This window comes from Achromobacter sp. FW305-C-30-7 (genome assembly GCF_058783105.1).
This window is the reverse complement of record NZ_JBYSYI010000009.1, coordinates 1-11,678: the sequence shown is the minus strand read 5'-3', so window position 1 is coordinate 11,678 and position 11,678 is coordinate 1. Positions and strand designations below refer to the sequence as shown.

13 protein-coding genes are annotated in these 11,678 nt (G+C 60.9%); 9 read left to right on the top strand and 4 right to left on the bottom strand.

Annotated features, from left to right (window positions below):
- Positions 1-56: 56 nt before the first annotated feature.
- The gene (locus AC3WOB_RS24785) at positions 57-1,496 is read right to left on the bottom strand and encodes an MFS transporter (RefSeq protein ID WP_492276485.1); all 1,440 of its coding nucleotides are present in this window, start codon (positions 1,494-1,496) and stop codon (positions 57-59) included.
- Positions 1,497-1,541: 45 nt separating this feature from the next.
- Complete coding sequence (locus AC3WOB_RS24780; RefSeq protein ID WP_013394199.1) at positions 1,542-1,970, bottom strand: VOC family protein; 429 nt, start codon at positions 1,968-1,970, stop codon at positions 1,542-1,544.
- Between the two features lie 90 nt (positions 1,971-2,060).
- On the opposite strand from AC3WOB_RS24780, the gene AC3WOB_RS24775 reads away from it, so the two are divergent.
- From AC3WOB_RS24775 to AC3WOB_RS24745, 7 genes are all read left to right on the top strand, one after another.
- Complete coding sequence (locus AC3WOB_RS24775) at positions 2,061-2,405, top strand: GFA family protein (protein WP_013394198.1); 345 nt, start codon at positions 2,061-2,063, stop codon at positions 2,403-2,405.
- A gap of 106 nt (positions 2,406-2,511) precedes the next feature.
- Positions 2,512-2,919: a carboxymuconolactone decarboxylase family protein gene (locus AC3WOB_RS24770; RefSeq protein ID WP_492276484.1), complete on the top strand. Its 408-nt coding sequence runs from the start codon at positions 2,512-2,514 to the stop codon at positions 2,917-2,919.
- A gap of 9 nt (positions 2,920-2,928) precedes the next feature.
- Positions 2,929-3,540 carry an LON peptidase substrate-binding domain-containing protein gene (locus tag AC3WOB_RS24765; protein WP_492276483.1) on the top strand — a complete coding sequence of 204 codons (612 nt, stop codon included), beginning with the start codon at positions 2,929-2,931 and terminating at the stop codon, positions 3,538-3,540.
- A gap of 91 nt (positions 3,541-3,631) precedes the next feature.
- Positions 3,632-4,471, top strand: coding sequence for a ParB N-terminal domain-containing protein (locus AC3WOB_RS24760; RefSeq protein WP_492276482.1), 840 nt, complete (start codon positions 3,632-3,634; stop codon positions 4,469-4,471).
- A gap of 179 nt (positions 4,472-4,650) precedes the next feature.
- Complete coding sequence (locus AC3WOB_RS24755; protein ID WP_492276481.1) at positions 4,651-5,034, top strand: c-type cytochrome; 384 nt, start codon at positions 4,651-4,653, stop codon at positions 5,032-5,034.
- 316 nt (positions 5,035-5,350) lie between these two features.
- Positions 5,351-5,992 (top strand): ABC transporter substrate-binding protein, encoded by a 642-nt coding sequence (locus tag AC3WOB_RS24750; protein ID WP_492276480.1) that lies wholly within the window; start codon positions 5,351-5,353, stop codon positions 5,990-5,992.
- A gap of 213 nt (positions 5,993-6,205) precedes the next feature.
- Positions 6,206-6,979 (top strand): M15 family metallopeptidase, encoded by a 774-nt coding sequence (locus tag AC3WOB_RS24745; RefSeq protein ID WP_492276479.1) that lies wholly within the window; start codon positions 6,206-6,208, stop codon positions 6,977-6,979.
- Positions 6,980-7,051: 72 nt separating this feature from the next.
- Here AC3WOB_RS24745 and AC3WOB_RS24740 read toward each other — a convergent pair whose 3' ends face one another.
- Positions 7,052-8,107 (bottom strand): RNA methyltransferase, encoded by a 1,056-nt coding sequence (locus tag AC3WOB_RS24740; RefSeq protein ID WP_492276478.1) that lies wholly within the window; start codon positions 8,105-8,107, stop codon positions 7,052-7,054.
- A 101-nt stretch (positions 8,108-8,208) separates the two neighbouring features.
- Positions 8,209-8,565 carry a hypothetical protein gene (locus AC3WOB_RS24735; RefSeq protein WP_041653876.1) on the bottom strand — a complete coding sequence of 119 codons (357 nt, stop codon included), beginning with the start codon at positions 8,563-8,565 and terminating at the stop codon, positions 8,209-8,211.
- A gap of 552 nt (positions 8,566-9,117) precedes the next feature.
- Between AC3WOB_RS24735 and cysS the strand changes: the two genes are divergently transcribed.
- Both cysS and AC3WOB_RS24725 read left to right on the top strand, forming a co-directional pair.
- A complete protein-coding gene (cysS, locus tag AC3WOB_RS24730) occupies positions 9,118-10,521 on the top strand; it encodes a cysteine--tRNA ligase (protein WP_492276477.1) in 1,404 nt (467 codons plus the stop codon).
- A 210-nt stretch (positions 10,522-10,731) separates the two neighbouring features.
- On the top strand, positions 10,732-11,445 hold the full coding sequence (locus tag AC3WOB_RS24725) for a phytanoyl-CoA dioxygenase family protein (RefSeq protein WP_492276476.1): 714 nt from the start codon (positions 10,732-10,734) through the stop codon (positions 11,443-11,445).
- Positions 11,446-11,678 lie beyond the last annotated feature (233 nt).

Here is an 11,678-nt window from a genome sequence, read left to right as displayed (position 1 = left end):
GGGGGGGGGGGGGGGAAGACCCCCCCCCCCCCCCCCCCACGCCGCAAAATCCGGGTTCAGTGTGTGGTACCGGCCTGGACCGACAACTCATGGTTGCGTGTGCGCACCAGCAGCGCGCTCAGCACCGCGGCCAGCGCCGCGATCAGCGCGCCCGCCAGAAAGGTCAGCTGATAGCCGCCATTCAGCGCTACGGTCGGCGCCGCGCCAGCGGCGGCCAGGCCCGCGCTGCGCGCGGCGGCCAGACTGGCCAGCACCGCCAGGCCCAATGCGCCGCCCATCATGAAAGCCGTGTTGACCACGCCCGAGGCCAGGCCCGACTGGCTGGGCTCCACATCGCTCATCGCGGCCAGCAGCATGGGATTGAAGGCCACGCCCGCGCCCAGGCCTAGCAATAGCATGCCGGGCAGCACGTCCGCCGCGAAGCTGCCGTCCACCGGCGCGCGCGCAAACAGCGCCAGTCCCAACGCTGCCATGAACAGGCCCGTGGCCAACGGTGCGCGGATGCCGAAGCGCATCACCAGCTTGGCCGACAGGCCCAGCGAGAACGCCGCCATGATGAGGTTGGCGGGCAGGAAGGCCAGGCCGACTTCCATGGGGCTGTAGCCCAGCACCAGTTGCATGTACAGCGCCGACACGAAAAACCACGCGAACATGGCTGCGGCCCACAGCACGCCCACGACGTTGGCGGTGGCCACGTTGCGCAGGCGGAACAGCCCCAGCGGCATCAGCGGCGATTCCACCCGCGCCTCGATGGTGAGGAACAGGATCATCAGCGCGGCGGCCGCGCCCAGCAGAGTCAGCGACTGCGTCGACGTCCAGCCGGCTTCATTGCCATTGACCACGGCATACACCGCCAGCATGAGCGAAGCCGTGACGCTGAGCGCGCCGGCCACGTCCAGTCGGGTGCCCGCGGCGGCGGGCCGGGCGGCCGGAATCAGCCGCAGGCACAGCGCATAGACCACTACGCCGATAGGCAGGTTGACCAGGAAGATCCAGTGCCAGGACAGCGCGCTGGTCAGCAGCCCGCCCAACAGCACCCCTATGCTGCCGCCGCCTGCACAGACAAAGCCGTACACGCCCATGGCGCGCGCCCGTTCGCCCGTTTCGGTGAACAGATTCATGATGAGCGACAGCGACACCGCCGACACCACCGCGCCGCCCAGTCCCTGCGCGGCGCGCGCGCCGATCAGCATGGCCTGGTTCTGCGCCAGGCCACAGGCCAGCGAGGCGATGGTGAAGACCACCAGGCCCGCCAGGAACATGCGGCGGTGGCCCAGCAGGTCGCCCAGCCGCCCACCCAGCAGCAGGAAGCCGCCGAACGTCAGCATGTAGGCATTCACCACCCAGACCAGCGAGGTCTCGGTGAAATGCAGGTCTTCGCGAATAGAGGGCAGGGCGACGTTCACGATGGTGGTGTCCAGCACGATCATCAACACGCCCAGGCAAAGCACCATCAGCGCCCACCAGCGTTGCTTGCCATGTATTCCATGCGTCATTAGTTGTTGCTCCGTGGATGGCGGCTCGATCCGCCGTCTTGCTTCTTAGTGGGAAACGCGCCCGCCGCTGACCATCCAGCGGGTGCCGTAGCGGTCTATCAGCGAGCCATGGGCTTCGGCCCAGAAGGTCTTCTGCAGCGGCATCGTAATACTGCCGCCATCGGCCAGCAGCTCGAAGACGCGCTGCGCGTCCGAGACCGTGGGATAGGCCAGGGACAGGGCCACGCCCTGTTTGCCAGGGTAAGGATGCCCGGCGGTGGCATCGCTGCCCATCAGCGTCTGCTCGTCCAGGCCCAGGCGTGCGTGCATGATGCGCCCGGCGTCTTCGTCCGACAGGACCGGCATGGCGGCGTCGGGCGGCGCGTCCGCATAGCGGATCATGGCCTCCATCCGGCCGCCCAGCACGCGTTCGTAGAACTGCATGGCTTCGGCGCAATTGCCGTCAAAGCTGAGGTAGGCGGATAGTTGGGGCATGATCTCTCCAGAGTGGTGAACGGACGGTGCCAGGAGGGCGGCGCCGCTCTATGATGGAAGCCCGACCCTCACATACCAAGGAGCCCGGCCATGCTGAAAGGAAGCTGCCATTGCGGACAGATCGCGTTTGAAGTCGACGGCGAACCGTCCCAGGTCCTGGAATGCAATTGCTCGCACTGCATCCGTAAAGGCTATCTGCTGTGGTTCGTGCCCCGCGCCAGCGTGCGCCTGGCCACGCCCGCCAGCGGCTTGTCGACCTACCGGTTCAACAAGCACGTGATCTCACACCATTTCTGCGCCAATTGCGGCTGCGCGCCATTCGGCTTCGGCGTAGGCGCCAAGGGCGAAGAGACCGCGGCGGTGAACGTGCGCTGCCTGGAAAACGTGGATCTGAACGCCTGGCCCCGCATTCCGTACGACGGCCGCAGCGTCTGAGCGCCGCGAACCGGGCTACATCATAGGGCATGGCCGCGCCGCGCGATATGGCGAGTGCGTGACATGTCTTTTCATCGAATTGAACTAGTTTCCAGGGAAGCGCCGCATGAGCACCGTAACACTGCTGTCCGACGACGACGTACGCAAAAGCCCGCAAGCCTGGGCCGTGTTCGAGGACATCCGCGCCACGCGCCAGTCGGATTTCATCAACAACTTCTGGCGCGCCCTGGCCAACGATCCGCCGCAGCTGGAGCGGGTCTGGGGCCAGCTCAAACAGGTCATGATGGCCGACGGCGAACTGTCGCCGCTGGTTCGTGAAATGATCTACATCGCCGTGTCCACCGCCAACGGCTGCACTTACTGCATCCACTCCCACACCGCCGCCGCGCGCGCCAAGGGCATGACCGACGGCCAGCATGCCGAACTGCTGGGCGTGATCGGCATGGCCGCGCAGACCAACGCCATGGTCACCGCCATGCAAGTGCCCGTCGACGAGGCATTCATCGTGAAATAGGAGGCCGCCATGTCTCTGATTCCGCTGTTTCCGCTATCCAACGCGCTGTTTCCCGCCGGCGTGCAGCATCTGCGCATCTTCGAGGTGCGCTACCTGGACATGATCCGACGATGCATCGCGGACGGCAGCGAGTTCGGCGTGGTGGGCCTGCTGTCGGGCCAGGAGGTTCGCACGCCGGAGGGCACGGAGACGCTGGCACCGGTGGGTACGATGGCGCGCATCGAATCGTGGGACGCGCCCATGCCGGCCCTGCTGGAGCTGCGCTGCGTCGGCACCAGCCGCTTCCGGCTGCTTTCCAGCGAGGTGGCAAAATACGGCCTTTGGATGGGCCAGGCCGAGCCCATCCCCGACGACCCGCCCGCGCCCGTGCCGGCGGCCATGCAGCCTAGCGCCGACGCGTTGGGACGCCTGGTCGCCCAATGGCAGCAAGACGGGGTGTCCCCCGAAAGAATGCCCCTGGGCCCGCCGTTCCGGCTCGACGACAGCGGCTGGGTCGCCGATCGCTGGTGCGAACTGCTGCCGCTGCCGCCCGACGACAAGGCCGCCTTGCTCGCCATGACCGATCCGGTGGCGCGCCTGGCGGCAATCCAGGACGTGCTGCGGGGGCAGGGGCTGGCTTAGGACAGATCAAGGGCTGGTTTAGGGCAGATGCCAGGGGCCTCGTATGGCTCGTATTGCGTGCCGGGCCTCGGCGTAACCGTATTTGGACACCATGGAAATCAGGATAGACGAGGGCCTGCGCGCCTACATAGACCCCTTGACCGACGACGAGCGCGAAGCGCTGGAGCGCAGCCTGCTGGCCGAAGGCTGCCGCGACGCCCTGGTGCTATGGGGCGATCTGCTGGTCGACGGCCACAACCGCCATGCGCTCTGCATGAAGCACGGCATCCCCTTCGAGACGCGTCAGAACACCTCGTTCAAGTCCATCGAGGACGTGCACCTCTGGATGATCGAAAACCACCTGGGCCGGCGTAGCGTGTCGGACTTCCAGCGTGGGGTGCTGGCGTTGCGCAAGAAGGAAATCCTGCAGGCGCGCACCCCCTCGGCGCCCGCGTCTGACGATCCGCCTTGGGACGAAGATTCCGGCGAACCGCCGCCATTGCCGGCCGCAGTCGTGTCGCAGGCGCTGAGCCGGCAGGCCCTGGCCCGGGCTGCGCGGATCAGCAGCAACACCTTGGGGCAGATCGAGAAGATCCAGAAGGCTGCGGCGCCGGAACTGGTGCGGGCGGTCAAGGATGGGGCTATCTCCATCAATGCTGCGGCGGCTGTGGCGACGTTGCCGCCCGAGCGCCAGGCTGCGGCAGTGGCTGGCGGCAGGAAGGAATTGCAGCAGGCAGCCCGGGAAGTCCGCCAGGCCAAGGCGCCGCCGCCGCGGGAGGCTGTGCCGGATATTCCTATTGAGAATATTGCTGATTTGCCGGCGGAGGTGGCGCGGCTGCGCGAGCTGCTGACGCGGCTGACGGATGAGCGGGATCAGCTTAAGAAGAAGGTGATGCATTTGACGGTGGCGCTGGCTGAGGCTCGGAATGCGTCGGCGGGAGGGGATGATTGAAGGCAGGAGGAATTGCCAAGCACGGGTGTTACTCGGTGTCGTCTAGCGGCATGGCGATGTAAGTCGTTGATGGACTTGATATAGCCGGCCGAAATTCCAGCTTTCGGCCAAGGGCGGCCATTTCACGCTGGCGGGTCTATACTCGGCCCCCGCCAATTTGCGTGATACGACAAGGCCAAATGAAAGCAAGAGAATTGCTCATCGCTACGCTGGGCGTGGTGGTGTTGAATCAACCATCACCATCCTTCGCACAAAACGTCAACGGGAAAAACCTCTACACCCAGAGATGCGCGATGTGCCACGGCGCAGATATCAAGGGCTCGGGGCCACTGGCCAAGAAAAGCAAGCCTCCCACGCCCGACCTCACAACGACTGCGTTCAAGAAGCGACTCAATGAATATCCGGGCGTCATAGTCTCGTCGGTAATCCTTCGTCCGAACGGAGATCTGATTCCAAGAACGTTGAGAGAGAACGGCGTGAAGCTGGCGCCGCACTCCTGGACCGTTCAGGATTTTCGGGATTTGAACAAGTACATGAGCGACGTGATTTCCAAAAGCCGATGATGGCATTTTGACAGTCCGACTGCGCGGCAATGCATGCGCGCTACTTCAAGGGCAGATCCGTCACAGCGTGGCTCAGCTGCCTGGCCCCGCGCTGATTGAGTTCCGTCACGCAGACCAGCTTGTCCATTTCGCGCTCATGGGTTAGGCGGGAAGGGGGGCTTACGATTGCGCCGCCGCATCGCCCGGAAGGGTTGGATTGCTCCTTCCGGGCTAGTTACTTACGCCGCGATCACGAATAACCTACTCGTCAAGGGGCGATCACGAAGGAGTGACGCTGGCACTTGACTGCATTCTTCACGTCTGGTGGACAAAAGAGATGCAAAACGTACTGCCGAAACTTCTGCTGCTGAGCTTTCTCTTGGTGGGATCCTCTGGAAGTGCAACCGCGCAGTCTTCTCAAAAACCAGATGCCGATGCCAAGAGGGTCGCAACGGCACTCCTTGGTATGGCGAACCCGCAGAAAGAGACCAAGCAAGCGTTCGCTCAACGTGTTGGCCCCACCTTCAAGCGCCTGGTAGCAACCGAGACCATGACGCGAGTTGTACTGGGACCAGCGTGGGGATCAATGTCAGCGTCAATGCAGGCAGAAGCCGTTGAACTTTATAGCCGGTTCCTGATGAGGACCCTCCAAGGTGCCTTCGAAGGCCCGTTGCCCTCGCAGTTTGTGTTGGAGGCTGGGGAGATGTTCCGAAGCAAACCCGGCTCGGTTGCTGTGATCCAGATCACCTGCCTCACGCTGAAGATGGCGGACTGCATTTATTATTCGGCGAAATCGAAGGCCAACGAGTTCACCATGGAGTTTCAACTTCTTTATATTGATGGTAGGTGGCAGGTGGTCGAAATGTATGTGAGCGGGATGTCCGTTCAGCAGGCCCATTATTCGAATTTCAGCTCCATTATCAAGTCCAGTTCGGTCGAAAGTTTTCTGGAAAAACTTCGCGCACGGGTCGATAACTGATCTGGCCACAATGCCGGTCATGCGGCCGAATTCGAAAGCCGCCCGGTCTGCTACCGGCCGGCTGATCCGCGCTCAGGAAATGGTGTTGGACAACAGTTTCGCTATCTGGATATTGCGGAAATTTTAGTCTGGTACCCATTTTATTTTCTTGCACAGCTAGGTGTGTCGTAGTGTTCCGATCTGATTTCAGGCAAGCGCCTAAATGGAGGACCTATGCTTGAACGTAGCTATCTCAGCAACAGCTTCACCGTCTCGGATCCCGACGCGCGGTTGAGGCAAGCAAACAATCTCATGGCTTTTGAAACGGCCAACGGAAAAATCCGAATAATACCGAAAGGGACTGTCGTACGTGTTGATGCGATTCAACGCTTGCAGACTGGAGCAAAGAAGGTCGCGTTGTTTGCGCATGCCGTCCGAGAAGATGGCCAACCACTTGGCTGGACCTCGACAAAGAACGTCGACGGCGGGTTTATCAATGAGACACTGGATCTGCTCAAGCCCGCGGCTGGAAGCGGAAAGTTCGGTTCTAATGCCGCGTGGTCGCATGGCGCCTACATTGGCCAGATTGACGTCGTCGAAATAATCGATTCGAAAATGGAAATCGAGCGTCTTTCTATTGATACCGTTTCGCCATATCTGGAAATGGTTGGTGAGGCGAAGTCGTCGGGGGTCAACCTCACTATCAATAGCGGGTTCCGATCCTATCCGGAGCAGAAGATGTTGTGGGATGGGTATGTCAAGCGTCTTCCCGGATTCAATTTGGCTGCGAAGCCCGGCAACTCAAACCACCAGAACGGAATCGCCATCGATATTGCTGTCGCCGGCGCGGACGGCAACGAGGTTTATGAGTGGCTAAAACAAAGCGCGCCTCGGTTTGGATTCGTTCGCACCGTCAGTGGTGAGCCATGGCATTGGGAATACGATCCCGGACGCGCTCAGCAGGCGTTTCAAAATGGGACCTACAAAATTCCATCTGTGAATGACTGACTAGGCGAATCTCTGCGGAACTGCTCGTGAACCCGTAAACAGAGAAAGGTTCGGACTACGGGCGGTCCCGTCCTAGGTAGCTTCCAGCTTTGCAATGCGCGTGCGGCGCAGTTCGACCACTTGCGCTGCGCCGACAGCCCGCGCGCGCAACTGCCCACAGCCTCCATCCACATCCTGCCCGGCGCTATTCCTCACCTTGGTCAGCACGCCACGGCTTTGCAGAGAGCGGACGATCTCGTGGATGCGCTCGGTATCGGGGCGTTGGTAGTCATCCCCTTCGAGACTATTGAAGGGAATGACGTTGAGCACGCCGTACTTGCCCTTGAGCAGACGCAAGACCGCATCGAGTTCGTCGTCGCCGTCGTTGATGCCCTTGAGCAGCGTCCATTGATACTGGATCGGATAGTCGGTGTCGCGGGCGTATCTCTCGCCCAGTTCGACCAGTTCTTCGGGCCCAATTTTCGGCGCGCGCGGCAGCAGATGTGCGCGCAGTTCGGCCTTGGTCGTGTGCAGCGACAGCGCCAGCGCGGGCTTGACGCGTTGTTGGGGCAGGGCCTCGAACACGCGCAGGTCGCCCACGGTGGAGAACACGAGATTCTTGTGGCCGATATTGCCCTCGGTGCCGAGCAGGTCGATGGCTTCGAGCACGTTGTCGAGGTTGTGCGCCGGTTCACCCATGCCCATGAAGACGACCTTCTTCACCGCGCGCTGACGCCGCGCCAGCACGACTTGGGCAAGGATTTCCATGCTAGTGACCTGGCGGATCAGGCCGCTCTTGCCGGTCATACAGAAGCGGCAGCCGACCGCGCAGCCGACCTGCGTGGAGACGCAGAGTCCGTCGCGCGGCAACAGCACGCTTTCCACCATCTGCCCGTCGGCGAGTTCGACCAGCAAGCGCGAGCCGTCGTTGCCGGCGTGTTCGGAGCGGACGCGGGCGAGGGCGTCCAGTTCCGCCGTCAAGACGGGCACGGCGTCGCGTAGTGCGAGAGGCAGAAAATGCTCGGAGCTCCGGCGTCGCGTGCCGGTGTCGAGCGCTTGCCCTTGCAGCCAGACGCGCAGGATCCGGCCACGATGGACGGGCAGGGCGCCGAGAGCGGCGAGGCGTTGGTCGAAGTCGGAGTAGCGCATGGGGGGCGCATTTTACCCTGCCGCTGGAACGGGCTGCTGGAGGGTAGATGGTCTCGTTGGCGACCACTGGGTTCCCTACACCCGCTCCAATCCCTCTCTTATCACGCCGCTTCCCACAGCGCCGCTGTCAGACCCAGCAATAGCAGTACCGCCGACGCGATGAACCATCGCACGGTTTTCCGGTATTCATCCTCGGCGTCATCCTCCAAGCGCAAGGCGCGGTAAAGAGCAATTATCTGCAGCAGACTGGCGAGCACCAGGGACAGGCCCGGCAGTATGGACAGCGCGCTCCAATCGCCCGGCGCGTCGAAGCCCCAGTAGCGCAGGAAACCCAGCGAAAAGCCCAGCAATACCGTGATGGCCGTAATCAATCCCGCCCGATAGCCCTGGGGCAGTTCGCGGGGCCTGTGGCTGCGGGTCCGTACCAAGTCGTCGTCTGGCGTTTCCGGTGTCATCATTGAGATACTCCGCACTGAGTACGCTACGACCCACCCGCTACCGGCTTATGTGGGAGCGAAAACTGAACTCCTGCCGTCACGCGGGGCCAGGTTGAATTGATTATGGCTGATATCGCAGCGCACAGGGGCTGTTGATGCTCTGTGTTGCAGCGCTGTGCCTTGTCGCCTTGCTTGCCGGCTGCTCGTCGCCCGGTGCCAAGAACGATGCTGGGCCGGGGTGAGCGCTGCAATGAGAAAGCTCGCTCATCTGTGCTTCGGCGTACTCAAGACGCGTTCATCCTATCGCCCGGATTACGCCTAGTTTCTGGACGGGCAAGAGGGCATCTTTTTTCCGCCAGTATTGACCTGCTCAGCCAAAAGCCGCTAGGATTGTGGGCATGTCTACTCGCTTCAAATCCCTCTTTCCGCTGGTCCGTGCATGTTGTCAGAACGTGCCGGGGGGAAGCTGCGTCTAGCCATTAGCTGCACGTTGAATCAATCGCCTCTGGCCGCCCGTTGCAAAACCGGCGGCTTTTTTGTTTTTGCCTGCGCCCTTCCATACGGAGAGAGTTGATGCCGCTTGCGTTGTATGACACCTGGTCGCGTACCGTGCGCTCGTTTACGCCAATCCACGCTGGCCACGTCGGCATGTATTGCTGCGGCCCCACCGTCTACGACCATGCGCATATTGGCAATCTAAGAACGTATGTGTTTGAAGACATTCTGCGCCGGGTACTCATTCGCAACGGCTACGAGGTTCGTCACGTCGTTAATATCACCGACGTCGGTCACCTGACTTCGGATGCCGACGAAGGCGAAGACAAGATGGAAAAAGGTAGCAGACGGACCGGGGAGTCCGCATATGCTATTGCTCAGCGCTACACCGAGGCCTTCGTCGCGGATTGGCATGCCCTCAACTTGCTGGAGCCGACGGTATGGTGCCGCGCGACCGATCACATCGCCGAACAGATCGCGTTTATCGGCCAGTTGGATCGGTCCGGCTACGTGTATAGAACCAACGACGGTCTCTATTTCGACACAAGCAAACAGGATGACTACGGCTTTCTGGCGCGGCTCGACCGTGCCGGCCTGCAGGCGGGCAAGCGCGTAGCAGTTGGCGGGAAGCAGAGCATCACGGATTTTGCGCTATGGAAGTTCAGTCCGGAGGGCGTAGCGCGGCAGATGGAATGGGATAGCCCATGGGGGCGTGGATTTCCGGGCTGGCATATTGAGTGCTCGGCCATGTCAGCGAAACACCTCGGCATCTGGTTCGACATCCACTGTGGCGGAGAAGACCATATCGCCGTGCATCACAGCAACGAAATTGCGCAAACACAAGCGGCCCACGGCACTCGTCTTGCGAACTTCTGGATACACGGACATTTTCTAACACTCAATGCCGACAGCAAGATGTCGAAGTCGAGTGGAGATTTTGTTCGCTTGCAGACCTTGCGCAGTCGGAACATCGATCCGCTTGCCTACCGCTACCTGTGCATGACAGCGCATTACCGGAGCAAGCTGCATTTCAGTTGGGCGTCTCTTGGCGCTGCGCAGACAGCCTTGAATCGGCTGCGGCATCTCTATTCCGGTTGGCCTGACGGTGGCCGCATCGATCCGGATTTCGCCGCGCGCTTCAACGCCGAATTGAATGATGACCTGAATCTGCCGAGGGCATTGGCCGTGCTATGGGAACTCGTCAAGAGCGAGCTCCCACCTGCAACCTTGAAAGCGACTGTAGACAGCTTTGATTTTGTACTGGGCCTCGGGTTACGCGATTGGAACCCGGTTGCGTCTGACATTCCGGAAAGTATCCGGGTGCTGCTCGGTGAACGCGCTCAAGCCCGAGAGGCAAAGAACTGGGCAAAAGCCGATGAGATACGGAAGATGTTAAACACCCGAGGCTGGAGAGTCGAGGATGGCAACGACGGGCAACGCCTGACTGAAATCGCCACGCTCCCTACAGATATCGGAAGCTAGTGATAACAGCATGGGCGCCGAACTGAATGTCCGGCTGGCACAGGCTCGATTGACCGTTGTGGGTCGAGAACGGTTGGCCATCAAAGGCGGCTCCCGGTCAGTTGCGGATATTCAGCGAGTTGGAATGTGTAATCTATCGAAGCCAGCAACCTACGGATTAAATGACGTTTACGACTTCCAGACAGAAGCCGTTATACGAAAGTCTCGAACATGACAGGCAAAACTTTCAATCAATCAGAGCTCGATTTTTTCCATAGAGAAGGGTACTTGCGATTGAGCGGTGCACATTCCAAGCGCTGTCTGAAGCCGCTTCGGGAATGCATTCTGCGAGAGCTATCGCGGCTCAAGGTCTGGGCCGGCGGAAAGAGTCTTGGCAGTTCGCTGAACAATTTGTCGCCGTTTCAGCAGATCGCAAAGCTATCCTCGATGGTGAAGATTGCGAATCTGGATGAAATGCTGAACACGGCGGAAATCCGCAACGCAATTGCTGACTTGACCGGCAGAGCCCCGCAATCCAGCCAAGGCACGCAGCCCTTGCTGTCCCTGCCTCACCAGGGGCCATGGTCTCTGGGCAGCCTGAACTGGCACGTTGACCTGGCTGCGAAATCCGGCGCTGAGATTCCCGGCATCCAGGTGTTCTATCTGATCGACGACGTTCTTGAGCACGGGGGCGCGACTTTAGCGCTGGCCCGTTCTCATCGCGTGGCGGGTGAAACGGCTGGGATGCTTCGTGGATCGTTGAAAACGCCAGGTGATCTCGAAGCTGTTCTTAGCACATCCGGCACCGAGATCATTGAGATGTCGGGACGGGCTGGCGATGTTTTTTTGATGGATATGCGCGTGCTGCACACCCCATCCGTCAATTCATCCAGCCGTATCAGGATGATGGCCACGACTCGTTTCGATCTGCGCACAAGCAGATAGGGGGCGGGAGCTGCGGGGGGGGATTCAACAAAAAAGGTGTCAGACTACAATTCCGCCGCAGTCGGTAGCGGAATTGTAGTCTGACACCTTGTATCTTGCGTACAGCGGCAATCCGGAACCAGCCTCAATGGCCGGCCTTGTTTGTCCAAGGCCAGACTGTATTGACCCAGCAGAACCTGCTCAGGTTAAGCGGCTAATGCAAATGTCTCAGCCGGGGTCTTCATACCAAGCGC

Bases quoted from the DNA above. Each gene is read 5' to 3' on its own strand.
- AC3WOB_RS24765 (WP_492276483.1), top strand. From the start codon at position 2,929: ATGTCTCTGATTCCGCTGTTTCCGCTATCCAACGCGCTGTTTCCCGCC.
- AC3WOB_RS24780 (WP_013394199.1), bottom strand. From the start codon at position 1,970: ATGCCCCAACTATCCGCCTACCTCAGCTTTGACGGCAATTGCGCCGAA.
- AC3WOB_RS24740 (WP_492276478.1), bottom strand. From the start codon at position 8,107: ATGCGCTACTCCGACTTCGACCAACGCCTCGCCGCTCTCGGCGCCCTG.
- AC3WOB_RS24725 (WP_492276476.1), top strand. From the start codon at position 10,732: ATGACAGGCAAAACTTTCAATCAATCAGAGCTCGATTTTTTCCATAGA.
- AC3WOB_RS24750 (WP_492276480.1), top strand. From the start codon at position 5,351: ATGCAAAACGTACTGCCGAAACTTCTGCTGCTGAGCTTTCTCTTGGTG.
- AC3WOB_RS24745 (WP_492276479.1), top strand. From the start codon at position 6,206: ATGCTTGAACGTAGCTATCTCAGCAACAGCTTCACCGTCTCGGATCCC.
- cysS (WP_492276477.1), top strand. From the start codon at position 9,118: ATGCCGCTTGCGTTGTATGACACCTGGTCGCGTACCGTGCGCTCGTTT.
- AC3WOB_RS24775 (WP_013394198.1), top strand. From the start codon at position 2,061: ATGCTGAAAGGAAGCTGCCATTGCGGACAGATCGCGTTTGAAGTCGAC.
- AC3WOB_RS24735 (WP_041653876.1), bottom strand. From the start codon at position 8,565: ATGATGACACCGGAAACGCCAGACGACGACTTGGTACGGACCCGCAGC.
- AC3WOB_RS24785 (WP_492276485.1), bottom strand. From the start codon at position 1,496: ATGACGCATGGAATACATGGCAAGCAACGCTGGTGGGCGCTGATGGTG.
- AC3WOB_RS24760 (WP_492276482.1), top strand. From the start codon at position 3,632: ATGGAAATCAGGATAGACGAGGGCCTGCGCGCCTACATAGACCCCTTG.
- AC3WOB_RS24770 (WP_492276484.1), top strand. From the start codon at position 2,512: ATGAGCACCGTAACACTGCTGTCCGACGACGACGTACGCAAAAGCCCG.
- AC3WOB_RS24755 (WP_492276481.1), top strand. From the start codon at position 4,651: ATGAAAGCAAGAGAATTGCTCATCGCTACGCTGGGCGTGGTGGTGTTG.